Origin of the sequence: Uruburuella suis, from assembly GCF_022870845.1 — a bacterium.
In the GTDB taxonomy this organism is placed as follows: domain Bacteria; phylum Pseudomonadota; class Gammaproteobacteria; order Burkholderiales; family Neisseriaceae; genus Neisseria; species Neisseria suis.
Window position 1 is genome coordinate 299,001 of record NZ_CP091507.1, and the last position, 23,064, is coordinate 322,064.

Consider the following 23,064-nt stretch of genomic DNA (forward strand, 5'->3'; position numbering starts at 1 on the left):
ATCCGCAGCAAAAGCAATGATGCAGGCCGTCTGAAAGCATTTGCCAAACATTCAGACCCAAGCCGCACAAGCGCTATTATGAACAGATTTTGCCCAACGATAAACCGCCGCCGCGCCGCCGATGCCAATGGCTTGCCAAACCCCGCGCCGCTGCCTACACTGGCGCTTTCATTACTTTTCTTTATTGGGAAACCCAATGCGTGCCGTTATCCAAAAAGTGAGCCGCGCCCACGTTGATGTGCTGGCCGGCCAAAACCGCGAGCGCAGCGGCCAAATCGAAGCCGGCCTGATGGTGCTGCTGGGCGTGTGCCATGCCGACACCGAAGCCGATGCCCGCTATATCGCCGACAAAATCGCCGGTCTGCGCATTTTCGAAGATGAAGCCGGCAAACTCAACCGCTCCGTGCAAGACATCGGCGGCGCCGTGCTGCTGGTGTCGCAATTCACCCTTTACGCCGATGCCCGCAACGGCCGCCGCCCCTCATTGAGCCAAGCCGCCCGCCCTGAAGCGGCCGAGCCCTTATACGAAACCGTGGCCGGGCTGCTGCGCCGCCACGGCCTTAACGTGGAAACCGGCCGCTTCCAAGCGCATATGCAAATCGATTTGTGCAACGACGGCCCGGTCACGCTCTTGCTTGATTCGCAAAAATTGTTTTAGTTTGCTTAAAAAACACAGGCCGTCTGAAAGGTTTCAGACGGCCTGTGGCTTATCATCAATAATATTTGATATTTACTTAGAGCTTGCGGCTTTTCCACCACACGCCCCACACCAGCAGCAACACAAAGCCGAAATAAAGCACGCTCCACACCGGCAGCGCCACGCCGAGGAAATAATCGGGCACGGCGCAATCGCCAAAGCCGCGCACCACCGGCTCCCATAAATCAAACAGCGGCCAGTCGCGCAGGCGGAAGGTCCAGGGCGCGCCGCAAGCCGGCGCCATGCCCGGCGGCAGGCTTTGCAGCCACAATTGATACACCGCCACGCCCGCGCCATACAGCGCAGGAATGCTTACCAGCAAAGCGCTTATGCTGCGGCCGGCGCGGCTGCGTTGGGCGGAAAACGCGGCCAAGAGCGCCACCACGCCCACCGCAATCACCGACACCCGCTGCAAAATGCACAGCACGCAAGGGTTTAAGCCCAGCACATATTGCGAGAAAAAAGAGCCGATGGCGGTGAGCACCGATAAGCCCACGATGCCCCACAGGGTTTTGCGGAAAAGATTCATAATTGAGCGGTTCACAGCTTTGCCTAGGGTTTGTTCACATTTCATCACGCGGCAATCTTTTGGCTCAAAAACGCGCCTGCTGCGTTGAAAATGCTCGCAAGGTGTTCAACCTTGCTGTGCTTTTCGCCTTGCAGCCACGCTTTTGCGCTCAAAATCTTACTCGCGGATGAATTGTGAATAGACCCTAGCGGCAAGGCCGTCTGAAATAAAATAACAAAGAAACAGGCAGTATAAAAGCTTGCCCCGCCTGCTGCCAGCTTTTCGGCAAGAAAATCTGATTTGGCACAAGATGGCGCAACAAGATGCAGGCCGTTTGAACATTCAGACGGCCTTGACGCATGGAAAACCAAGCTTTCAGTTGCCATCTTGTTTTTGAACAAGCATCGGATTCAAGAGTTTGATCTGCATTTAAAGAAAGGCCGAGGCCTTTGAAAAATACCTTTTCCGTCGCTCCTGCGTAGGCAGGAGCCCGGCCTGAAGCGCAGTTTCAGTTGTCGCTCAGGTAGCCACCATCAATACGGAATAATCAAGTATTTGATTTAATATATAGTGAAATACTTAAAAAAGTGCCACAACGGGTAGGTTGGGTTGCAAACCCAACAAAACCTGCAAACCATAAGAAACGTTGGGTTTGCAACCCAACCTACGCCGCTGTGACTTGCTATAGATCCAGATCCGGCAATTAAAACTTGAAGATTTTAAAAATACAACCTATTGAAAATAATAGAATTTAATAAATAAAAGTTTCAATTTTTAATTGCCGTTTCTATAGGTTGTATAAGTTTTTCATTCATTCCACTATAGAATTTATTATTTTGTGAAATATGTGAGGCAAGCAAAGCGCTGCTTTGCACCGGGCATCCGCCTGCGCGGCTGCGTCAGATATTGGGTTTTGCAAAAGTTTCAGGCCGTCTGAAAACTTTTTCAGACGGCCTTTTTTTCTTTAAATGATGGCAAACCCGCGCTCAAGCGCCGGCCACGGTCATTTCTTCCACCAGCACCGAGCCCACTTTGTGCGCCGAGCGTTTGAGCGCATCATCGGCCACGCCGGCGATATGGCGATACATATCCTGCAAGCGGCCGGCGATGGTGATTTCTTGCACCGGATAAGCGATCACGCCGTTTTCCACCCAAAAGCCGGCCGCGCCGCGTGAATAATCGCCGGTGAGCATGTTTACGCCTTGCCCCATCAATTCTGTAACCAAAAGGCCGCTGCCCATTTGCCGCAGCAAATCGGCCTGGGTGGCGCAGGTGTGGTTGAGGTGCAGGTTGTGGGCGCCGCCGGCGTTGGCGGTGGTGCGCATGCCGAGCTTGCGGGCGCTGTAGCTGCTGAGAAAATAGCCTTGCACGCGGCCGCCTTCAATCACAAAGCGCGGTGCGGTGGCCACGCCTTCGGCATCGAAATAAGTGCTGCCCAGCGCGCGCGCGATATGCGGCTCTTCGCGCAAATGTAGAAATTCGGGCAGAATCTGCGTGCCGAGGCTGTCGGTTAGAAAGCTGCTTTGCCGATAGAGTGCGCCGCCGGAGAGGCCGCCGACCAAATGGCCGATCAGGCCGCCGGCCACGGTGGCGTCAAACAGCACCGGATAATTGCCGGTGGGCAGGCTTCTGCCGCCCAAGCGGCGCACGGTGCGCTCGGCGGCGGTGCGGCCGATGGCTTCGGGCGTGTCTAAATCGGTGTGGCTGCGGGCGAGGTCATACCAATAATCGCGCTGCATGCCGCCATCATCTGCGGCCACCACGCTGCACGACATGCTGTGGCGTGAGCCTTGCGCGTGGTGCAAAAAGCCGTGGCTGTTGCCATACACATATTGGTAATGGCCGGCATGCACGCCGGCGCCTTCTGAATTTTCAATGCGCGCATCGGCGTCAAGCGCGGCTTGCTCGCATTGTTGCGCCAAGGCGATGGCCGCTTCGGTGGAAAGCGGCCATTCGTGATAGGTGTCCAAATCGCCGAATTCGGTGGCCATCAGCTCGGCATCGGCTAATCCTGCGCAATCGTCGGCGGCGGTGTAGCGGGCGATATCTAGCGCGGCGCGCACGGTGTCGGCCAAGGCTTGCTGAGAAAAATCGGCGGTGCTGGCGCGGCCTTTGCGTTGCCCCACATACACGGTGATGTCGAGCGATTTGTCTTGCTGGTATTCGATTTGCTCGATTTCGCCCAGCCGCACCTGCACATCTTGCCCCACTGATTCGCTCAAATCGGCTTCGGCGGCGGTGGCGCCGCCTTGTTCGGCCAGCCGGAGCGCTTGTTTGCAAAGTGCGGCCAGCTCGTTTTTCTGATGATTAAACATGAATATTCCCAGCGTGTGATTGCGCTTATTTTAACTGCTTTCCTGCGGCGGCGGCAAAAATGTGGCTATCGGCGTTATAATCTTTGTCCAATTATTTTTTCGATGGAGCTTCGCCATGACTACCATGAAAGCCATGCTGATTGAGCGCTACGGTAAACAACAGCCCTTGCGCTTGGCTGATGTGCCCGTGCCCGCAATCGGCGAACACGAAATTTTGGCCGAAATCCACGCCGCCAGCGTGAATCCGGTGGATTTCAAAATCCGCGACGGCAAGCTCAAATTGCTGCTGCATTTCGATATGCCGCTGATTTTGGGCAACGATTTTGCCGGCGTGGTGCGCGCCGTGGGCAGCAAAGTGCAGCGCTTCAAAGTGGGCGACGCGGTTTACGGGCGGCCGCGCAAAAGCAATATCGGCACCTTTGCCCAATTTATCGCGGCGCATGAAGACGACATCGCCCCCAAGCCTGCCAACCTTTCATTTGAAGAAGCCGCATCGGTGCCGCTGGTGGGGCTCACCGCTTATCAGGCTTTGCACGATTTGATGCATTTGCAGGCGGGGCAGAAAATTCTGATTCAGGCCGGCGCCGGCGGCGTGGGCACGTTTGCCATTCAGCTGGCCAAAAGCATGGGCGCTTATGTGGCCACCACTGCCGGCGAAGCGGGTGCGCCGTTGGTGCAGTCGCTGGGTGCAGACCGCATCATCAATTACCATCTCGAAAATTTCGCCCAAGTGCTGCATGATTATGATGCCGTGCTCGACACCTTGGGCGGAGAAGCGCTGTTGCAATCTTTTCAAGTGCTGAAGCCCGGCGGCATGGTGGTGTCGGTGTCGGGCATACCCGATGGCCGTTTTGCCCGCGAAAACGGGCTGGGTATGTTCAAAACCCTGCTGCTGAGCCTGGCTTCGGCCAAAATCACCCGCCGGGCGCACCAAAGCGGGGCGGCTTACCGCTTTTTGTTTATGCACCCCAGCGGCGAGCAATTGCGCCGCATCACAACCTTGATTGAAACGGGCAAAATCGTGCCGGTTCTCGATCGCGTGTTTCCCTTTGCCCAAGCCCAACAAGCGCTCGATTATGCCCAGAGCGGGCGCGCCAAGGGCAAGATTGTGGTGAAAATCAAATAAATGCCCGCAAACAAAGCTTGAGGCCGTCTGAAAAAGCTTTCAGACGGCCTCAAAAATATCAGGCTTGCTGTGTTAAAATAAGCGCCATCACTCCAACGGAATATCAATATGAGCGAACAAAATCCGCAAGAATGGGTGAGCAAAACCCGCATGAAAAAGCAGATGAACGATTTGCAGGATTTGGGCGTGCAGCTCACCCGCCTATCGGCCGACACGCTGAAAAAAATCGGCCTGCCCGAAGATTTGCTCGAAGCGCTGCTGGCGCACAAAAAAATCACCGCCAATGGCGCGCTCAAGCGCCAAACTCAATACATCGGCCGCCTGATGCGCGACATCGACCCCGCCCCGATCGAAGCCTATCTGGCCAAGCTGCGCGGCGACAACACCGCCCACAACGCCTTGATGCAGCGCATCGAGCAGGCGCGCGAGCGCTTGATTGAGCATGATGACGCGCTCACTGCCTTTATCGCCGAATATCCGCAAGCCGACGCCGGCGCTTTGCGCACCTTAATCCGCAACACCCGCAAAGAGCGCGAGCTGGGCAAGCCGCCGAAAAATTTCCGCGCGCTGTTTCAAGCGCTGCGCGAGATTATGGACTACACCCCCAATGAGCTGCCCACGCCTTTTGTGGCCGATAATGCTTTTGACACCGATGAAGATTGATGTTTAGTTTAAAAAAAACAAGCCTTTATCATTTCATTCATCATCAAAAGGCCGTCTGAAAAAGTTTCAGACGGCCTTTTGATGATTTTCTTTATTGCGCTGATTGATCCGAGCCGGGCTTCTACCCATTCAAAAAAGTAAGCTAACAAGGCGAGACAACGAAGTTAGGTTACTTTTTTGGATTGGTATTATTCCACGCGCTCGCCGTGCACATTCAAATCAAGCCCTTCGCGTTCCACATCTTTTTCCACACGCAAGCCGCCGCAAATGGCCGACACCGCTTTCAAAATCACAAAAGCCCGCAGGCCGTCTGAAACGTTGGGTTTGGCAATTCAATCTATTTCTGATGAAGATTGATTTTTATATTAATAAACAATGTTTTATACCAATTCGAAAAAATAATATACAAACAGGCAGCCTGTAGGTCGGATTCTCGAATCCGACACTTGTTCGCAGAACAAGGCACGCACATCGCTTTGGCCGTTGGCCAAACGTCGGATTCAAGAATCCGACCTACGCGGATGATGCCGCCGAACTGCTTTTATTTTGCAAGGTTATTTTTTCGAATTGGTATTATCATTTAATTTATCATCAAAAGGCCGTCTGAAAAAGTTTCAGACGGCCTTTTGATGATTTTCTTCATTGCGCTGATTTATCCGAGCCGGGCTTATTCCACGCGCTCGCCGTGCACATTCAAATCAAGCCCTTCGCGTTCCACATCTTTTTCCACACGCAAGCCGCCGCAAATGGCCGACACCGCTTTCAAAATCACAAAAGTGGCCACACCGCTATACACCACGGTGGTAAGCGCATCTTTCACCTGGGTAAACAATTGCGCGCCCACGGTGGCATCGCCGCCGAAAATCTGGTTGCTGAAAAAAATGCCGGTGAGAATCGCGCCGATGAGGCCGCCGAAGCCGTGAATGCCGAACGCATCGAGCGAATCATCGTAGCCCAGTTTGCGCTTCAGAATCACCGAAGCCCAGAATGCGCCCGCAGCCGTGAGCACGCCGATGGCCAGCGCACCTTGCGGGCCCACAAAGCCGGCTGCCGGGGTGATGCCCACCAAGCCCGCCACCGCGCCTGAAGCTAAGCCCAAGGCGGAAGGGCGGTGGCCGGAAATTTTTTCGCACGCCAGCCAAGTGAGTGCGGCAGCGGCGGCAGCGATTTGAGTAACTGCCATGGCCATGCCGGCAGAAGCATCGGCCGCCACCGCAGAGCCTGCGTTAAAGCCGAACCAGCCCACCCACAGCATGGCCGCGCCCATCAAGGTGAGCGCCATATTGTGCGGCGGCATGGCTTCTTTGCCGTAGCCGATGCGTTTGCCCAGCACAATGGCCGCCACCAGCCCGGCCACACCGGCGTTGATGTGCACCACGGTGCCGCCGGCATAATCGAGCACGCCGCCTTCACCCATAAAGCCGCCGCCCCACACCCAATGCGCGGTGGGCACATACACCAGCAGCACCCACAAGCCCGAAAAAAGCATCATGGCCGAATATTTCATGCGCTCGGCAAAGGCGCCGGTGATGATGGCGGTGGAAATAATGGCAAATGTCATTTGGAAAAACATAAACACCGTTTCGGGAATGCTGCCCGCATTAGGCGACACCGTGCCGATTTTTTTGTGCAAATCCAGCCCCATGCCGCTTAAAAACACACGGTCGAGGCCGCCGATAAAGGCATTGCCGGGTGTGAAGGCGAGCGAATAGCCGATTGCCATCCACAACACGCTCACCAAGGCGGCGGCAGAAAAGCTGTGCATCATAGTGGAGAGCAGGTTTTTCTTGCGCACCATGCCGCCGTAAAAGAGCGCGAGGCCCGGCAGCGTCATAAACAAAACCAGCGCGGCAGAGGTCATCACCCAGGCCGTATCGCCCGAGTTGATTGCGCTCAAAGGTTTCCACCAATCATCGGTGCCGGCGGCCATAGCGGCGGCCGGCATAATCAGAAATGCGGCGCTGAACAGGCGTTGGATATTTTTCATCGCGGTTTTCCTTTTCTTGTATTTTTGAAATTAAGTTACACGGCAACATCGCCGGTTTCGCCGGTGCGGATGCGGATAACCTGGTCAACCGGACTGATGAAAATTTTACCGTCGCCCACTTTTCCGGTGCGCGCTGTTTCGATAATCACCTCAATCACGCGCTCGATCTGATCATCGGAGAGCACGATGTCAATCTGGATTTTCGGCAAAAAATCGACGGCATATTCAGCGCCACGATACACTTCGGTGTGGCCTTTTTGGCGGCCGAAGCCTTTTACCTCGGTAACGGTCATCCCTTGAATACCTATGTCGCTCAAAGCTTCGCGAACATCATCGAGCTTAAACGGCTTAATCATGGCGGTTACTTTTTTCATGATGCTTCCTTTTTGGAATGTCAACAATCGATTAAAAAATGCACAGGCTCAACCTTACTGATAAAGCCACCGGTTCGCAATAGGATTGTTGACAATTTGGTAGGGTAAAAATTAAATTAGCAGCAATCTGCGTTAAATTCCGCCGGCCTTGTCTGTAAATTTATTTCCCATGCTTGATGCAAGCCAATTTATTCTTAAAAATAATAAAATGTTGATATTTTATTGAGAAAATTGGTTTTCAGACGGCCTGATTGGCGCGAAAATAGCGGCATGGCCACTTGAAAATAGCCGGCGATGAATGTGGGGAAATTTTTAAAATGAAATAAAGCAACAGCCAAAAGCCGCAGGCTGCACAATATTTTGGAGCAGGCGCGGCATCGGGTATAATTCGGCTGATTCAAGCGGCCGTTGCCTGAGAAATGCTGGCAAAGCGCATATGGCAAAGCGCATATGGCGTGCCGCATGGCGCAGGCAGTGCAGCCACAGGCGGCTCTGATGCGATTGTGCAGCCCTGTGTTTTGATATTTTTGATATGATATATAGAACTGTTTGCGCACCATCGCCCGGGCGCTCAGTCGTTCAACCTTACCTTTAGAGAAGCGCTCATGTTAGTTTGCAACCCTTATGAAATCGTGATTCACGGCACCACCAGCAAGGGCAAAACCTTCCGCCCCAGCGATTGGGCCGAGCGTTTGTGCGGCATTTTGTCTTCATTCGACAAAGGCAACCGGCTGGCCTACCACCAATGGGTGCGGCCCATGCTGGTGGATAAGGTGCGCTGTGTGGCGGTGGATAAAAAGCTCGAAGAAATCAACCCGGCCATGTTCCGCTTTTTGATGGATTTCGCTGCCGACAATGATTTGCGCGTAATGGATTGCAAAGCGCTATTGGATGAGCGCAGCGAGCAGGCTGAGGCGGCGGCCGAGTCGAAAGTGTCGCTGGCGCAGGCGATTGAAGAGAAGCAGAGCGCCGAAGAGCAGGCCGCGCGCCAAGAGGCCGGCGTGCCCGCCGGCAGCGTGCTGCGTGAGATTGAAGCCGGTGAAACGGCCGTGGCGTTTGGCGCATTGAGCGTGCTGCGCCCCATGCTCACTGATGTCAACCGCTTTGTCGAGCAAGTGAATAATCTGCAACGCAGCCAAGGCTACCGTTTGCTGGGCATTTTCGAAGAAGGCAAAACCAATGCCGTGGCTGTGTGCGGTTTCCGTGAAGAAATCAATTTGGTGAGCGGCCGCCATATCCATATCGATGATGTGGTCACCATTCCGCAAAGCCGCGGCAAAGGTTATGCCGCGCGCCTGTTGGCAGAAGTGCGCCGCATCGCCGAGGCGGCAGGCATTCAGCAGATTCACATCGATTCCAATGTGGGCAGCGATCGCACCCAGGCGCACCGGCTTTATTTTGAAAACGGCTATGAAATCAGTGCGCACCATTTTGTGCACAAGCTCGATTGATTTGAGTAATGGTTTGGAACACGGAAACAGGCCGTCTGAAAACTTTTCAGACGGCCTGTTTCAATCGGGCAGGATGATTTAATCGCGCTTGTGTTCGATATAGTCGGGCTGTTTCGGCGCCGGTTTTTCCTCCGGCTCCACCGTAAATTCGCCCTCGATAATGTCGCCCTCATCGTTGCGGCGCGGCTGGCGGAAAGTGCCTTGCGCGGTAAACATGCCGCCGGTTTCGGCAATCGGCCGGCCTTTAATGGGCAAAAGCAGAATCAGCGCAATCAGCAGCGACACAAAGCCCGGGCTCATCAGCAATAATGCGGCCACGGTGTAGCGTATCGGCCATAAAAGCTGATACATCGACACCTCGCCGCCGCTGCGCATGGCCGCGCCGGCGAGCAAAATGCCCGACAAACCGGTGTTGCGCAGCATCATCACGCCGGCAATAAAGCTGACAATCATCAAAAGCAGCGTGATGCCGCCGCCCAGCCAGTCGGCCACCCACACGATAGACATGATTTCAGAAAAATCAGCACCAAAAAGCCGATACCGAAAAAGCGCATAATGGTTAATCCTTTTATTTTTTTGAATTTCGAGCCGTAAACATAATGCCCGCCGCGCCTGCTTTCAAGCGCGGCGGGTGTGAAAACGGGTAAATTGCCCGCGCATCGTGCGCGCGCCGCCGCGCCGGGTGTGGCGTAAAAAAAGGTAAAGCTGCTGCAATCGGCGGCGTTTGGCTGTCGGACACGGGTCAGGATTTGTTATTCTTATCTTCATGAACATGAAATATTCCGTTTTTTCTTTGAAAGCCGTTGTGCTGGCCGCCGCCGTGGGCATATTGAGCGCCTGCGCCGGCAGCGCATCCACAGGCCCCGTGCCCGAAGGCTACTACCGCGTGCAGCCGGGCGACAATCTCTACCGCATCGGCCTGCGCTTCGGTCAAAGTGTGAACACGCTGGCGCGTTGGAACAATCTGCGCGACACCTCGCAAATCGAAGTGGGACAGGTATTGCGTGTGCGCAGCGGCAGCAGTAGCAGCGCCAGTCGCAGCACGAGCAGCAGCGGCAGCCGCACAGCCACCACCGTAGCGCCGGTGAATCGTTTGAATATGCAATGGCCGGTGGCAGAGGGCAGCCGCAATATTATCGCCAACTACAACGGCACCACCAATAAAGGCATCGACATCGGCGGCACGCGCGGCGAGCCGGTGAAGGCGGCGGCCGCGGGCAAAGTGCTTTATGTGGGCGAGGGCGTGCGCGGCTATGGCAAGCTGATTTTAATCAACCACAACAGCAGCACGCTCACCGCTTATGCACACAACGACGCGCTGCATGTGCAAAAAGACCAAGCCGTGCGCGCCGGCCAAACCATCGCCACCATGGGCAGCAGCGACAGCGATCGCGTAAAGCTGCATTTCGAAGTGCGCATCAACGGCAAAGCGGTGAATCCGATGCCGTATCTCAACCGCTGAGTGAAGCCGATTTGCGGTGAAAACCAAAGGCCGTCTGAAACATAAATCGTTCAGACGGCCTTTTTTATGCTTGCGAATTGTGCATCAAACCACAATCGCGCCCAATGAATCTGTGGGTTTGAAAGCCGCCAAAATGCCCTCGATGATGCCGATCACGCCGGGGATAAACGTCCAGCTGAACAGAAAATAAATAATGCCCATCCACACGCGGCCGGCGCAGAATTTATGCACACCAAACGAGCCGAACAAAAGCGCCATGGCCACATAAAGCGCCTTGTTGCAGGTGTGCGGATAAGACGCGGCGTAAGAAACAACCGATTGCATGGATTTTCCTTTTGCATGGATTAAAGTAACGGCGCTTAAATGGCGCGAAATGGCGCAAATTAAAGCGAAAGCCTTGGTAAAAATAGGCAAACCGTTTCAGACGGCCTGCTTGATGTTGGGATATGGTCGTCTGAAAACGTCGGCACTGGAGCCGTTCACAACCTAATCTCGCGGCAATCTTTTGGTTCATAAAGTGTGCCCGCTGCGTTTTCCGCCTTGCAAACGCACTTTTGCGCTCAAAATCTGACGCGCAGATGAAAAGTGGGCAGACCCTAAAAACGGCGCCAACCGTGTTCGCACACAAAGCCATCGAGCCGCATATCGTGTGCTTCGCGCGGCAGCCTGCCGTTGTGGCGCTGGCAGGCAAAACCCACGCCGATTTTGTGCGGCTGCAAGCGGTGGCGGGTGGCGGCGAGCGAGGCATCATAATAGCCGCCGCCTTGGCCGAGCCGGTAGCCTTCGTTGTCGATGCCCACCAAGGGCAGCAGCAGCGTGTTGAGGCGGTGGGCGCGGATTTTTTCACCGTGAAATTGCGGTATTTTCAGACGGCCACGCGCACGTTCGGCCTGCGCGGCATCGGCGCAATAAGGCGTAAACCATAATCTGAGCCTGCCCGGCTCGATATAAGGCAGATAAACGCGCGCGCCGCGTTGCAAGGCCGTTTGAATAAAATCATCGAGCCGCAATTCGCTGCCGATGGGCCAATACACGCCGATGCGCGCGCCGCGTTTGATGTGGCGGAACAAATGGCGCTGGATGCGGCGCGTGGCGCGTCGGCGCTCATCGCGGCCGAGCTGTTGGCGTGCGCGGCGCAAGGTGCGGCGCAGGGCGGATTTGTCGGTAGGAATATCCATCAGGCAGAGGGCGGCAAGGCGGCAGGCCGCTTGCCGTGTGGTGGCTCGGGCTTCAAGTTTAGCCTGCTGCTTCGGGCAAGTCTATGCTGTGCATGCCTTGTCCGAAGGGCGGGGGCAGCGGATAATGCCGACAGGCCGTCTGAAATCAAACCTTCTGAAATCAAACCTTCATCAAAATAAGGGAAACTATGTGGCACATCATCGCCATCGGCTATTTATTCGTTACCGTGATGTTTGCCGCCGCGCAGCCCAGCGTGGCGCGGGCGCTGATTTATCTGGTGTTTTGGTCGGTGCTGCCCAGCCTGTTTGTGTTTTGGGTGGTGAAAACGCGGCGGCGCAACCGGCGGCTGCGGGCGCAGGAAAAGCAAGCGGAAGATGCAGAATAAAGCTTTTCACGCGCCCGGATATCTTATATAATGCCGCAGCTTTCATTTTTTGAAAGCCTTTTTATTTATCGAAACGCTCGCACTTGGCGCCAAAGGGTGCTTATGAATCAATAAGTTCTATGCGCTTGAGTGTCTGCTTTAACCCTTTAAGGAAACAAAATGTCACAAGTTACCATGCGTCAAATGCTGGAAGCCGGCGTACACTTCGGCCATCAAACCCGCTACTGGAACCCGAAAATGGAGCAATACATTTTCGGCGCGCGCAACAAAATCCATATCGTCAACCTGGAAAAAACCCTGCCGCTGTTTCAAGAAGCGCAAGACGTGGTTCGCCGCTTGGTTGCCAATAAAGGCACCGTATTGTTTGTGGGCACCAAACGCCAAGCCCGCGAAATCATCCGCGAAGAAGCCAGCCGCGCCGGCATGCCTTTTGTTGATCACCGCTGGTTGGGCGGTATGCTCACCAACTACAAAACCGTTAAGCAATCCATCAAGCGCTTGGAAGAGAAATCTGCCATTCTGGAAAACGCTGACGAGAGCGGCTTCAACAAAAAAGAAATCCTCGACATGCAGCGCGATGTGGAAAAACTGGAGCGCTCGCTGGGCGGTATTAAAGAAATGAAAGGCCTGCCGGACGCGATTTTCGTAATCGACACCGGTTACCAAAAAGGCACTTTGGTTGAAGCCGAAAAACTGGGCATCCCCGTGATTGCCGTGGTGGACACCAACAACAGCCCCGACGGCGTGAAATACGTGATTCCGGGCAACGACGATTCAGCCAAAGCCATCCGTCTCTACTGCCGCGGCATCGCCGATGCGGTGTTGGAAGGCAAAAACCAATCGCTGCAAGAAACCGTTCAAGCTGCCCAAGCTGCTGAACAAACTGCCGAATAAGGCAATCAAGGGGCAGCAGCCCCTTTTTTCAGGCTGTGTTGAAACCTTTTCAGACGGCCTGTTTCCCTATTTTTCATGCGGCGCACCGCCGCATGCCGACAATATCTTAGGAGTGAAAATGTCTGCAATTACCGCAAAAATGGTGGGCGACCTGCGCGCCGCCACCGGCCTGGGCATGATGGAATGCAAAAAAGCCCTGGTTGAAGCCGATGGCAACATGGAAAAAGCCGAAGAAATCCTGCGCATCAAATCCGGCGCCAAAGCCGGCAAATTGGCCGGCCGCACCGCCGCCGAAGGCGTGCTGGCTTATGCCATCGAAGGCAATGTGGGCGCATTGGTTGAAGTAAACTGCGAAACCGACTTTGTGGCCAAAGACGAAAGCTTTCTGGCCTTTGCCCAAGCCGCAGCGCAAGCCGTGGTGGCCGGCAACCCTGCCGATGTGGCCGCTTTGGGCGAAGTGAAAACCGCCGATGGCGAAACCGTTGAAGCCGTGCGCAAAGCCGTGATTGCCAAATTGGGCGAAAACATCAGCGTGCGCCGTTTCGAGCGCATCGAAACCGCCAACAACTTGACCGCCTACATCCACGGCGCTGCCGCCGGCGAAGGCGTGTTGGTTGAATTCAAAGGCGCGGAAGACGTGGCCCGCAAAGTGGGCATGCACATCGTGGCCGCCAAGCCGCAATGCGTGTCTGCCGACCAGGTTGACCAAGAGCTGATTGAAAAAGAGCGCCACATCTACACCGAGCAGGCCAACGCTTCGGGCAAACCTGCCGAAATCGTGGCCAAAATGGTAGATGGCCGCATCAACAAATATCTGGCTGAAATCACCCTCAACGGCCAAGCATTTGTGATCAATCCCGACCAAACCGTGGCGCAATTCCTGAAAGAGAATAATGCCGAAGTGGTGCATTTTGTGCGCTATAAAGTGGGCGACGGCATCGAAAAAGCCGTGGTGGATTATGCAGCCGAAGTGGCCGCTGCCGCCAAGGTGTAATACCCCGTGAAAAAAAGCACTCAGATTCAGTTTTGAATCGGGGTGCTTTTTTTTGAGGGTAAAGGGATGAATGGCGGGCTCAAGCCGGCCATCTGCTATATGCGGCGGCCGTTCGGCAAGATTAGCAATCTTTAACCCAAAGGCGGCGTACAATAACCCGCATTTGCCGTTTTATCCCATCGTCAACACACGGCACATTTAATGATTTTACGATAGGCCGTCTGAAAGCTTCAGACGGCCTGCATCAGCCAACCGCAACGAAAGCAAAGGTATTCCATGACACAGCAAACCAAATACAAACGCGTTTTATTGAAACTTTCCGGCGAAGCGCTGATGGGCAAAGATGCCTTCGGCATTAACCGCGACACCATTATGCAGATTGTCGGCCAGGTGAAAGAAGTGGTGGACATGGGCGTGCAGGTGGGCGTGGTGATCGGCGGCGGCAATATTTTCCGCGGCGTGGCCACACAGGCGCAAGGCATGGACAGAGCCACCGCCGATTATATGGGCATGATGGCCACTGTGATGAATGCGTTGGCATTGAAAGACGCCTTTGAATCGCTGGGCATCAAAGCGCGCGTGCAATCGGCGCTGAGCATGCAGCAAATCGCCGAAACTTATGCGCGTCCGAAAGCGATTCAATATCTGGAAGAGGGCAAAGTGGTGATTTTCGCCGCCGGCACGGGCAACCCCTTCTTCACCACCGACACCGCCGCCTCGCTGCGCGGTGCGGAAATGAATTGCGACATTATGCTCAAAGCCACCAATGTCGACGGTGTGTACACCGCCGACCCGAAAAAAGACCCCTCCGCCACCCGCTATCAAACCATCACCTTTGATGAAGCCCTGAGTAAAAACCTGAAAGTGATGGATGCCACCGCGTTTGCCCTTTGTCGCGAGCAAAAGCTCAATATCGTGGTGTTCGGCATCGCCAAAGAAGGCGCGCTCAAGCGTGTGGTGGTGGGCGAAGACGAAGGCACGCTGGTGCATTATTAAGCCTGATGCCGTGCGGCAGCTGCATCTTTCGCCTGTGTGAAATTCATTGTCAGCCGCCCGCATCCACGGTACTATGCGGCTTTACTGAGCTTCAGGCCGTCTGAAACGTTTCAGACGGCCTGTGGATCTGTTGATATTTTGCCTCTATATAATGTTCAAAATCTCACCCGCAGATAAAATGCGAGCAGATCCCAAACCTATTTACCGATAAACGATTAGTCTGGAAGAAACCGCCCTATGATTAACGATATTCAAAAATCTGCCGACAGCAAAATGCAGCGCTCGCTGGAAGTGTTGAAAGAAAACCTTGCCAAAGTGCGCACCGGCCGCGCCCACACCGGCCTGCTCGATCAGGTTGACGTGGAATATTACGGCAGCCCCGTGCCGGTGAGCCAAGTGGCCAACGTTACCCTGATTGATGCGCGCACCATCGGCGTGAAGCCGTTTGAGAGCAATATGGCCGGCGCAATTGAAAAAGCCATCCGCGATTCCAATCTCGGCCTCAATCCCTCTTCTATGGGCGATTTGATCCGCGTGCCCATGCCCATGCTCACCGAAGAGCGCCGCCGCGACTTGATCAAAGTGGTGCGCGCCGAAGCCGAAGAAGGCCGCGTGGCCATCCGCAATGTGCGCCGCGATGCCAACAATGATTTCAAACGCCTGCTGAAAGACAAAGAAATTTCAGAAGACGATGCACGCCGCGGCGAAGAGCAGATTCAAAAGCTCACCGATAAATACGTGGCCGAAGCCGACAAGCTTTTGGCCAATAAAGAAGAAGACCTGATGGCGATTTAAGCCGCAGGAGCCATGCGTATGAAAAGCAGCACGCAAACCATATTGGCCCACACCAACATTCCGCGCCATATTGCTGTGATTATGGACGGCAACGGGCGCTGGGCAAAAAAGCGCTTTATGCCCCGCGTGATGGGGCATAAAAAAGGGCTCAATGCGCTCGAAAATATGGTGAAACGCTGCGCCGGCTTAGGCGTGCAATACCTTACCGTGTTTGCCTTTTCCACTGAAAACTGGCGCCGGCCGGAAGAAGAAGTGTCGTTTTTGATGGGGCTTTTTCTGCAGGCGCTGCAAAAGCAGGTGGCGGCCTTGCACGACAACAATATGCGCTTGCGCGTGATTGGCGACCGCAGCCGCTTCAGCGCCGAAATCCGCCGCGGCATCGAAGCGGCCGAAGCACTCACCGAGGGCAACAGCGGCTTCACGCTTTCCATTGCCGCCGATTACGGCGGCCGCTGGGATATGTTGCAGGCGGCCAATAAGCTGGCAGCCGAGGGCGAGGCCATCACCGAAGAGGGCATGATGCGCCATCTGATGCTGGGCGATGCACCCGAGCCGGATTTGTTTATCCGCACCGGCGGCGAAAAACGCATCAGCAATTTCTTATTGTGGCAGCTTGCCTATGCCGAGCTTTATTTCACCGACACGCTGTGGCCTGACTTTGACGATGCCGCCATCGATGCGGCCATCGGTTCTTTCCAAACCCGCGAGCGCCGTTTCGGGCGCACCTCTGAGCAGCTGCCGCCCGAGCAGCAGCGGGGCTGACCTATGTTGAAACAAAGAATCATCACTGCTTTAATCTTGCTGCCGCTGATGCTGGGTATGCTTTTTTACGCATCCGACGCCTTGTGGGCGCTGTTTGCCGGCCTGATTGCCTTGTTGGCGCTGTGGGAATACGGCCGTATGTGCGGCTTCACAAGCGCGCAAAACCACCGTTATCTGGCCTTTACCGCGCTTTTCGGCGTGGTGGCCTATGCCGGCGGCTGGCAGCTGCCGCCCATTGCCTGGCTGGCGGTGTTGGTGTTTTGGCTGGTGGGCATGCCTTTGTGGTTGGTGAAAAAATGGCCGCTCTCACCCGATTGGAAAGGCTACAGCATCGGCTGGCTGCTGATGGTGCCGTTTTGGTTTGCCTTGGTTGGATTGCGGCCGAGCGCGGAAGAAGCCACTTCGTTGCTGGCGATTATGGGCTTGGTGTGGATTGCCGATATTTTTGCCTATTTCAGCGGCAGGGCATTCGGCAAACACAAGCTCGCGCCCGCCATCAGCCCCGGCAAAAGCTGGGAAGGCGCGGTGGGCGGCGCGGTGTGTGTGATGCTCTATATGGCGCTGGTGTGGCGCGCCGGCTGGCTCTCGTTTGATGTGAGCTGGTATGGTGCGATCTTGATCGGCTTGGTGTTGACCGTGGTGAGCGTGTGCGGCGATTTGCTGGAAAGCTGGCTCAAGCGTGCCGCCGGCATCAAAGACAGCAGCAATCTTTTGCCCGGCCACGGCGGCGTGTTTGACCGCACCGACAGCCTGATTGCGGTATTGAGCGTGTATGCGGCCATCCGCGTGCTGTTTGGCTAGGCGGGCTTCAAGCGGCGTTAATGATATAAAACAAGGCCGTCTGAAACCCTATCGGTTATGATACAAAATTAATCTCTATTTTCAGGCCGTCTGAAAGGGCGCTGCATGTTTCAGACGGCCTGTGTGAAGACGCAGCATATGAGTCAACAAGTTTTAACCATTTTGGGCAGCACCGGCAGCATAGGCGTGAGCACGCTCGATGTGGTGGCGCGCCATCCGGAAAAATTCCGCATTTTTGCGCTGGCCGGCCACACGCAGGTGGCCAAGCTGGCGGCGCAATGCGTGCAATTTCAGCCGCAATATGCGGTGGTGGCCGATGAGGGCCACGCCGAAGCATTGGCCAAAATGTTGGCAGCAAGCGCCTGCCGCACCGAAGTGTTGCACGGCGAGCAAGCGCTGATTGATGTGGCATCGGCAGCGGAAGTGAGCGGCGTGATGGCGGCGATTGTCGGCGCGGCCGGGCTGCCCTCGGCGCTGGCGGCGGCCAAGGCCGGTAAAACCATTTATCTGGCCAACAAAGAAACCTTGGTGGTGGCCGGTGCATTGTTTATGCAGGCTGCTGCAGCCGGCGGCGCCAAAGTGCTGCCGGTAGACAGCGAACACAATGCCATTTATCAGGTGCTGCCCCATGATTATCAAGGCCGTCTGAACGCGCACGGCATCGAATCGATTGTCCTCACGGCTTCGGGCGGCCCGTTTCTCAGCACCGATTTGGCCGAATTTGCCGGCATCACCCCCGCGCAGGCGGTGAAGCATCCCAATTGGACCATGGGGCAGAAAATTTCCGTGGATTCGGCCACCATGATGAACAAAGGCCTGGAGCTGATTGAAGCGCATTGGCTGTTTAATTGCCCGCCGGAAAAATTAGAGGTGGTGATTCACCCGCAAAGCGTGATACACAGCATGGTGCGCTACCGCGACGGCTCGGTGCTGGCGCAAATGGGCAAGCCCGATATGCGCACACCGATTGCTTATTGCCTGGGGTTGCCCGAGCGCATCGAATCGGGCGTGGGCGCGCTGGATTTTAGCAGCTTGAGCGGCCTCACTTTCTGCGAGCCCGATTTCAGCCGCTTTCCCTGCCTGAAGCTCGCTTACGATGCCATGCAGGCCGGCGGCGGCGCAGCTTGCGTGCTCAATGCCGCCAACGAAGAAGCCGTGGCCGCCTTTTTGGCCGGCCGCATCCGCTTTACCGACATTGGGCGCGTGGTGGCCGAGAGCCTGGATAAAAACGTTTCAGACGGCCTGCACGATATCGGCGGCCTGCTGGCGCAAGATGCGCAAACGCGCAGCCATGCGCAACAATATATCGCCGCTTTGCGCGGCTAGGAGTGGTTTTGACAATTTTAGCGTTTATCGTTGCCATTTTGATTTTGGTGAGCCTGCACGAATTCGGCCACTATATCGTGGCGCGCTTGTTTGGTGTGAAAGTGGTGCGTTTTTCCGTCGGCTTCGGCAAGCCTTTTTATAAGAAAAAGCGCGGCGACACGGAATGGTGTCTTGCGCCGATTCCGCTGGGCGGCTATGTGAAAATGGTCGATACCCGCGAGGGCAACGTGGCTGAGGCCGATTTACCCTATGCGTTCGACAAACAGCATCCGGCCAAGCGCATCGCCATTGTGGCCGCCGGCCCGCTCACCAATCTGGCGCTGGCGGTGTTGCTCTACGGCCTGAGCTTTTCGTTTGGTGTGACCGAAGTCCGCCCGTTTGTGGGCACAGTAGAGCCGTCCAGCATTGCCGCGCGCGCCGGTTTCGAACCGGGTGATAAAATCGTGGCGGTCAATCGTGTGCCGGTGGCCGATTGGGGCGAGGCGCAAACCGAGATGGTGCTCAATCTCGATGCAGGCAAAGTGGATGTGGCCGTGCAAACCGAGGGCGGGCAAAACGCCGTGCGCGTGATTGATGTGGCGGGCACGCCGGCGGCCGATAATGTGGCCAAGCAAAACGGCAATATCGGCTTGTGGCCGTTTAAGTTGCTCAATCAAGTCGGCCTGGTGGTGGAAGGCAGTCCGGCGGCGCGCGCCGGCCTTGAGAAAGGCGACAAACTTTTAAGCGCCGATGGCCGGTCGATTGATTCGTGGGCAGAATGGGCGGCGCTTTTCCGCCAAAGCCCGGGGCAGAAGCTGGCCATTGCTTATGAGCGCAACGGCCAAACCGGCTACACCGATTTGCGCCCCGATTCGGAAGAATTGCGCGATGGCAACCTGATTGGCAAGGTGGGCATTGCCGCCGAGCGCGACACCGCTTGGAGCGAGCAAATCAGCCATCGTTACACCCCGAGCGTGCCGCAGGCTTTTGCCATGGGCTGGGATAAAATGGTGAATTATTCGGCGCTGACGGTGAAATTTTTCGGCAGGCTGATTACCGGGCAGGCATCGATGAGCCATATTTCGGGCCCGATTACCATTGCCGACGTGGCCGGCCGCTCTGCCGCCATGGGTTTACAGAGTTATCTGGAATTTTTAGCGCTAATCAGTGTCAGTTTAGGCGTGCTGAATTTATTGCCCATCCCCGTGCTGGATGGCGGTCACTTGGTGTATTATACCGCCGAGTGGATACGCGGAAAGCCTTTGAGCGAGCGCATACAGGCCATCGGCCTGCGCTTAGGCGTTGCGGCCATGCTGATGTTGATGCTGGTGGCCTTCTTTAACGATATAACCCGATTGTTTGGATAAAGACTTTATGAAACTGAAACAACTCACCGCAACTTTGATGATGCTGAGCCTCTCGCCGCTGGCGTTGGCCGACTTTACCATTCAGGATATCCGCGTAGAAGGCCTGCAACGCACCGAGCCGAGCACCGTGTTCAGCTACCTGCCGGTAAAAGTGGGCGACACCTTCACCGATGCACGCGGCGAAGAAATCATCAAAAATCTTTATGCCACCGGCTTTTTCGACGATGTGCGGGTGGAAACCTTGGGCGACCAAGTGCTGCTCACCGTGGTGGAGCGCCCCACCATCAGCAGCATCAACATCACCGGCGCGAAAATGCTGCAAAGCAGCGTGATTCTGCAAAACTTCAATTCTTTCGGCTTGGGGCAATCGCAATCGTTTAACCAAGCCACGCTCAACCAGGCCGTGGCCGGCCTGAAGCAGGAATACATTAGCCGCGGCAAGCAATCGGTGCAGATAACGCCTGAAGTGACCCGGTTGGCGCGCAACCGCGTGGCCATCGACATCAAAATCGACGAAGGCGCCAGCACCAAAATCACCGACATCCAATTTGAAGGCAACGAGCATTATTCCGACCGCAAATTGCGCAACCAAATGTCGCTCAGCGAAGGCGGCATGTGGACTTGGCTTACCAAAAGCAATCAGTTTAACGAGCAGAAATTCTCGCAAGACATGGCGCGGGTGAGTGAGTTTTATCAAAACAACGGCTATTTCGATTTCCGCATTCTCGACACCGATATTCAAACCAACGACGAAAAAACCAAGCAAACCATCACCGTAAAGGTGCATGAGGGCGAGCGCTACCGCTGGGGCAAAGTGAGCATCGAGGGCGATACCCGCGAAGTGCCGAAGCAGAATCTGGAAAAGCTGCTCACCATGAAAGAAGGCCGCTGGTATGAGCGCGAACGCATGGTCAACAGCCTGCAAGCCATTCAGACGGCCATGGGCAGCGCCGGCTATGCCTTTAGTGAAGTGAATGTGCAGCCTGTGCCCAACCCGCAAACCCGCGTGGTGGATTTTGTGCTGCATGTGGATCCGGGCCGCAAAGTTTATGTGAACGAAATCCACATCAGCGGCAACAACAAAACCAGCGATGAAGTGATCCGCCGCGAATTGCGCCAGATGGAATCGGCGCCGTATGACACAGGCAAATTGCAGCGCTCGAAAGAGCGCGTGGAGCTCTTGGGCTATTTCGACAATGTGCAATTTGATGCCAAGCCGGTGGCCGGCACGCCCGACCAGGTGGATTTGGACATGACGCTGCAAGAGCGCTCCACCGGCTCGCTTGATTTGAGCGCCGGCTGGGTGCAAGACACCGGCTTGGTGATGGCGGTGGCGGTGGCGCAAGACAATTTGTTCGGCACCGGCAAATCGCTGGCGGCCCGCGTGTCGCGCAGCAAAACCAGCCAAAATGCTTCTTTATCGTTTACCGACCCCTATTTCACGCCCGATGGCGTGAGCTTGGGCTACGATATTTACGGCCGCGTGTATGATCCGCGCAAAGCCACTTCCAGCACGCAGCAATACAAAACCACCACATTGGGCGGCGGCCTGCGCATGGGCGTGCCGGTAACGGAATACGACCGCGTGAATTTCGGCCTGGGTGCCGAACATATGGCGGTGAATATTTATAATGGTGCGCCCAAGCGCTATCGCGACTTTATTGAAGAACACGGCAGTTTTAATGATCCTTCGTGCGCTTCGGACGGCAACACCAACGATTGCAGCGGCAAATTCAAAGGCTGGATTTACAAAGGCAGCATCGGCTGGGGCCGCAACAAAACCGACAGCGCCATGTGGCCTACCCGCGGCTACATCACCGGGGTAAACAGCGAAATCGGTCTGCCCGGCAGCAAGCTGCAATACTACAGCCTCACCCACAACCAAACGTGGTTTTTCCCGTTGAGTAAAGATTTCACCCTGATGCTGGGCGGCGAAGTGGGCTATGCCAACAGCTATGGCAAAACCAACGAGCTGCCGTTTTTCGAAAACTTCTACGGCGGCGGTTTGGGCTCGGTGCGCGGCTACGAAAACGGCACGCTCGGCCCCAAAGTGTATGACGATGATGGCGACGTGATCAGCTATGGCGGCAATAAAAAAGCCAATGTGTCGGCCGAATTGCTGTTTCCGATGCCGGGCGTGAAAGATGCCCGCACCGTGCGCCTGAGCGCGTTTGCCGATGCCGGCAGCGTGTGGGACGGTAAAACCTATACCAGCGCAGACAGCGATAACGGCGTGAGCATTTATGGCGGCAACCATAAATCCTCTTTCAAAGAAGAGTTGCGTTATTCTGCCGGCATGGCCGTGACTTGGCTCTCGCCCTTGGGGCCGATGAAATTCAGCTATGCTTACCCCATCAACAAGAAAAAAGGCGATGAGATCCAGCGCTTCCAGTTCCAGCTGGGCACCACGTTTTAAGCCTGCTGCAAGAGGGCAGGCATAAGAGAGCAAACTATATGAGTAAACCTTCCCGTTTTATCCGCTTGAGCGCCGCCGCTTTATTGGGCTGCGGCCTGCTCGGCTCCGCGTTTGCCGCCGACAACCTGCAAAAGCTCGGCTTTATCAACACCGAGCGCGTGTATATGGAGTCGCGGCAGGCGCAAGGCATACAGAAATCGCTGGAAAAAGAATTCAGCGGCCGCCAAAAAGCGCTGCAAAAGCTGCTGAGCGATGCCGAGAATACCAACCGGCAAGTGGTGTCGGGCAAATTGCAGGGTGCCGAGCAAGATGCAGCGGTGCAGCGGCTGGCCGAAATAGAGCGCCAATACCGCCTGCAGCAGGCCAAGCTTGCCGAAGAGTATAATCTGCGCCGCAACGAAGAATTTGCCGCTTTGCAGCAAAGCGCCAACCGCGTGATTGTGGATTTGGCCAAAAAAGAAGGCTACGACCTGATTATCCAAGATGCTATTTATGTCAACAGCCGCTTCGACATTACCGACAGCGTGATTAAAGCCCTCAATGCGCAATAACAAGCGCCACTTTCCATCATCTATCATCTCAGTTTG

General features: G+C 55.4%; 25 protein-coding genes and 1 pseudogene. 17 read left to right on the plus strand and 9 right to left on the minus strand.

Features of this window, described 5'->3' with window-relative positions; genetic code table 11:
* Positions 1-196: 196 nt before the first annotated feature.
* The gene (gene dtd / locus LVJ78_RS01330; protein ID WP_132953575.1) at positions 197-658 is read left to right on the plus strand and encodes a D-aminoacyl-tRNA deacylase; all 462 of its coding nucleotides are present in this window, start codon (positions 197-199) and stop codon (positions 656-658) included.
* A gap of 76 nt (positions 659-734) precedes the next feature.
* Here the strand turns inward: dtd and LVJ78_RS01335 are convergent, their stop codons facing one another.
* The 3 genes from LVJ78_RS01335 to pmbA all read right to left on the minus strand — a co-directional run bounded on the left by LVJ78_RS01335 (position 735) and on the right by pmbA (position 3,520).
* Positions 735-1,226: a disulfide bond formation protein B gene (locus tag LVJ78_RS01335; protein ID WP_132953620.1), complete on the minus strand. Its 492-nt coding sequence runs from the start codon at positions 1,224-1,226 to the stop codon at positions 735-737.
* A 44-nt stretch (positions 1,227-1,270) separates the two neighbouring features.
* A complete protein-coding gene (locus LVJ78_RS01340; protein WP_132953574.1) occupies positions 1,271-1,591 on the minus strand; it encodes a hypothetical protein in 321 nt (106 codons plus the stop codon).
* A gap of 600 nt (positions 1,592-2,191) precedes the next feature.
* Positions 2,192-3,520, minus strand: coding sequence for a metalloprotease PmbA (pmbA, locus tag LVJ78_RS01345; RefSeq protein WP_132953573.1), 1,329 nt, complete (start codon positions 3,518-3,520; stop codon positions 2,192-2,194).
* Positions 3,521-3,635: 115 nt separating this feature from the next.
* On the opposite strand from pmbA, the gene LVJ78_RS01350 reads away from it, so the two are divergent.
* Positions 3,636-4,646, plus strand: coding sequence for an NADP-dependent oxidoreductase (locus tag LVJ78_RS01350; RefSeq protein WP_243650335.1), 1,011 nt, complete (start codon positions 3,636-3,638; stop codon positions 4,644-4,646).
* A 108-nt stretch (positions 4,647-4,754) separates the two neighbouring features.
* A complete protein-coding gene (gene yjgA / locus LVJ78_RS01355) occupies positions 4,755-5,309 on the plus strand; it encodes a ribosome biogenesis factor YjgA (protein ID WP_132953572.1) in 555 nt (184 codons plus the stop codon).
* Positions 5,310-5,497: 188 nt separating this feature from the next.
* Here the strand turns inward: yjgA and LVJ78_RS01360 are convergent, their stop codons facing one another.
* The 3 genes from LVJ78_RS01360 to glnK all read right to left on the minus strand — a co-directional run bounded on the left by LVJ78_RS01360 (position 5,498) and on the right by glnK (position 7,670).
* On the minus strand, positions 5,498-5,602 hold the full coding sequence (locus LVJ78_RS01360; protein WP_132953571.1) for an ammonium transporter: 105 nt from the start codon (positions 5,600-5,602) through the stop codon (positions 5,498-5,500).
* A gap of 374 nt (positions 5,603-5,976) precedes the next feature.
* Positions 5,977-7,254, minus strand: coding sequence for an ammonium transporter (locus LVJ78_RS01365; protein ID WP_424580111.1), 1,278 nt, complete (start codon positions 7,252-7,254; stop codon positions 5,977-5,979).
* 77 nt (positions 7,255-7,331) lie between these two features.
* Positions 7,332-7,670: a P-II family nitrogen regulator gene (gene glnK, locus LVJ78_RS01370; RefSeq protein WP_132953569.1), complete on the minus strand. Its 339-nt coding sequence runs from the start codon at positions 7,668-7,670 to the stop codon at positions 7,332-7,334.
* A 605-nt stretch (positions 7,671-8,275) separates the two neighbouring features.
* Here glnK and LVJ78_RS01375 point away from each other — a divergent pair.
* Positions 8,276-9,121: a GNAT family N-acetyltransferase gene (locus LVJ78_RS01375; protein WP_132953568.1), complete on the plus strand. Its 846-nt coding sequence runs from the start codon at positions 8,276-8,278 to the stop codon at positions 9,119-9,121.
* Between the two features lie 78 nt (positions 9,122-9,199).
* Here LVJ78_RS01375 and LVJ78_RS01380 read toward each other — a convergent pair.
* A pseudogene (locus tag LVJ78_RS01380) lies at positions 9,200-9,675 on the minus strand (FxsA family protein).
* Between the two features lie 218 nt (positions 9,676-9,893).
* Here LVJ78_RS01380 and LVJ78_RS01385 point away from each other — a divergent pair.
* A complete protein-coding gene (locus tag LVJ78_RS01385; RefSeq protein WP_132953566.1) occupies positions 9,894-10,583 on the plus strand; it encodes a peptidoglycan DD-metalloendopeptidase family protein in 690 nt (229 codons plus the stop codon).
* Positions 10,584-10,667: 84 nt separating this feature from the next.
* Here the strand turns inward: LVJ78_RS01385 and LVJ78_RS01390 are convergent, their stop codons facing one another.
* A complete protein-coding gene (locus LVJ78_RS01390; protein ID WP_132953565.1) occupies positions 10,668-10,907 on the minus strand; it encodes a TM2 domain-containing protein in 240 nt (79 codons plus the stop codon).
* On the opposite strand from LVJ78_RS01390, the gene LVJ78_RS01395 reads away from it, so the two are divergent.
* Positions 10,906-11,073, plus strand: a complete 168-nt coding sequence (locus LVJ78_RS01395) for a hypothetical protein (RefSeq protein ID WP_165870906.1) — start codon at positions 10,906-10,908, stop codon at positions 11,071-11,073. The two genes, LVJ78_RS01390 and LVJ78_RS01395, sit on opposite strands and share 2 nt — an antisense overlap.
* A gap of 106 nt (positions 11,074-11,179) precedes the next feature.
* Here the strand turns inward: LVJ78_RS01395 and LVJ78_RS01400 are convergent, their stop codons facing one another.
* Positions 11,180-11,761 carry a 5-formyltetrahydrofolate cyclo-ligase gene (locus tag LVJ78_RS01400; protein ID WP_132953564.1) on the minus strand — a complete coding sequence of 194 codons (582 nt, stop codon included), beginning with the start codon at positions 11,759-11,761 and terminating at the stop codon, positions 11,180-11,182.
* Positions 11,762-11,949: 188 nt separating this feature from the next.
* Between LVJ78_RS01400 and LVJ78_RS01405 the strand changes: the two genes are divergently transcribed.
* The 11 genes from LVJ78_RS01405 to LVJ78_RS01455 all read left to right on the plus strand — a co-directional run bounded on the left by LVJ78_RS01405 (position 11,950) and on the right by LVJ78_RS01455 (position 23,028).
* A complete protein-coding gene (locus tag LVJ78_RS01405) occupies positions 11,950-12,147 on the plus strand; it encodes a hypothetical protein (RefSeq protein WP_132953563.1) in 198 nt (65 codons plus the stop codon).
* A 159-nt stretch (positions 12,148-12,306) separates the two neighbouring features.
* Positions 12,307-13,041, plus strand: coding sequence for a 30S ribosomal protein S2 (gene rpsB / locus LVJ78_RS01410; RefSeq protein WP_132953562.1), 735 nt, complete (start codon positions 12,307-12,309; stop codon positions 13,039-13,041).
* A gap of 118 nt (positions 13,042-13,159) precedes the next feature.
* Positions 13,160-14,035 (plus strand): translation elongation factor Ts, encoded by an 876-nt coding sequence (gene tsf / locus LVJ78_RS01415; protein ID WP_132953561.1) that lies wholly within the window; start codon positions 13,160-13,162, stop codon positions 14,033-14,035.
* A 276-nt stretch (positions 14,036-14,311) separates the two neighbouring features.
* A complete protein-coding gene (gene pyrH / locus LVJ78_RS01420) occupies positions 14,312-15,031 on the plus strand; it encodes a UMP kinase (protein ID WP_132953560.1) in 720 nt (239 codons plus the stop codon).
* A gap of 237 nt (positions 15,032-15,268) precedes the next feature.
* Positions 15,269-15,826 (plus strand): ribosome recycling factor, encoded by a 558-nt coding sequence (gene frr / locus LVJ78_RS01425; RefSeq protein WP_132953559.1) that lies wholly within the window; start codon positions 15,269-15,271, stop codon positions 15,824-15,826.
* Between the two features lie 18 nt (positions 15,827-15,844).
* Complete coding sequence (locus tag LVJ78_RS01430) at positions 15,845-16,588, plus strand: undecaprenyl pyrophosphate synthase (RefSeq protein ID WP_132953558.1); 744 nt, start codon at positions 15,845-15,847, stop codon at positions 16,586-16,588.
* A gap of 3 nt (positions 16,589-16,591) precedes the next feature.
* Entirely contained in the window at positions 16,592-17,389 is a 798-nt protein-coding gene (locus LVJ78_RS01435) for a phosphatidate cytidylyltransferase (RefSeq protein WP_132953557.1), read from the plus strand.
* Between the two features lie 138 nt (positions 17,390-17,527).
* The gene (gene ispC, locus LVJ78_RS01440; RefSeq protein ID WP_132953556.1) at positions 17,528-18,715 is read left to right on the plus strand and encodes a 1-deoxy-D-xylulose-5-phosphate reductoisomerase; all 1,188 of its coding nucleotides are present in this window, start codon (positions 17,528-17,530) and stop codon (positions 18,713-18,715) included.
* 2 nt (positions 18,716-18,717) lie between these two features.
* Positions 18,718-20,061, plus strand: coding sequence for an RIP metalloprotease RseP (gene rseP / locus LVJ78_RS01445; protein WP_132953555.1), 1,344 nt, complete (start codon positions 18,718-18,720; stop codon positions 20,059-20,061).
* Between the two features lie 7 nt (positions 20,062-20,068).
* Positions 20,069-22,477 carry an outer membrane protein assembly factor BamA gene (gene bamA, locus LVJ78_RS01450; RefSeq protein WP_132953554.1) on the plus strand — a complete coding sequence of 803 codons (2,409 nt, stop codon included), beginning with the start codon at positions 20,069-20,071 and terminating at the stop codon, positions 22,475-22,477.
* A gap of 38 nt (positions 22,478-22,515) precedes the next feature.
* Positions 22,516-23,028 (plus strand): OmpH/Skp family outer membrane protein, encoded by a 513-nt coding sequence (locus LVJ78_RS01455; protein WP_132953553.1) that lies wholly within the window; start codon positions 22,516-22,518, stop codon positions 23,026-23,028.
* Positions 23,029-23,064 lie beyond the last annotated feature (36 nt).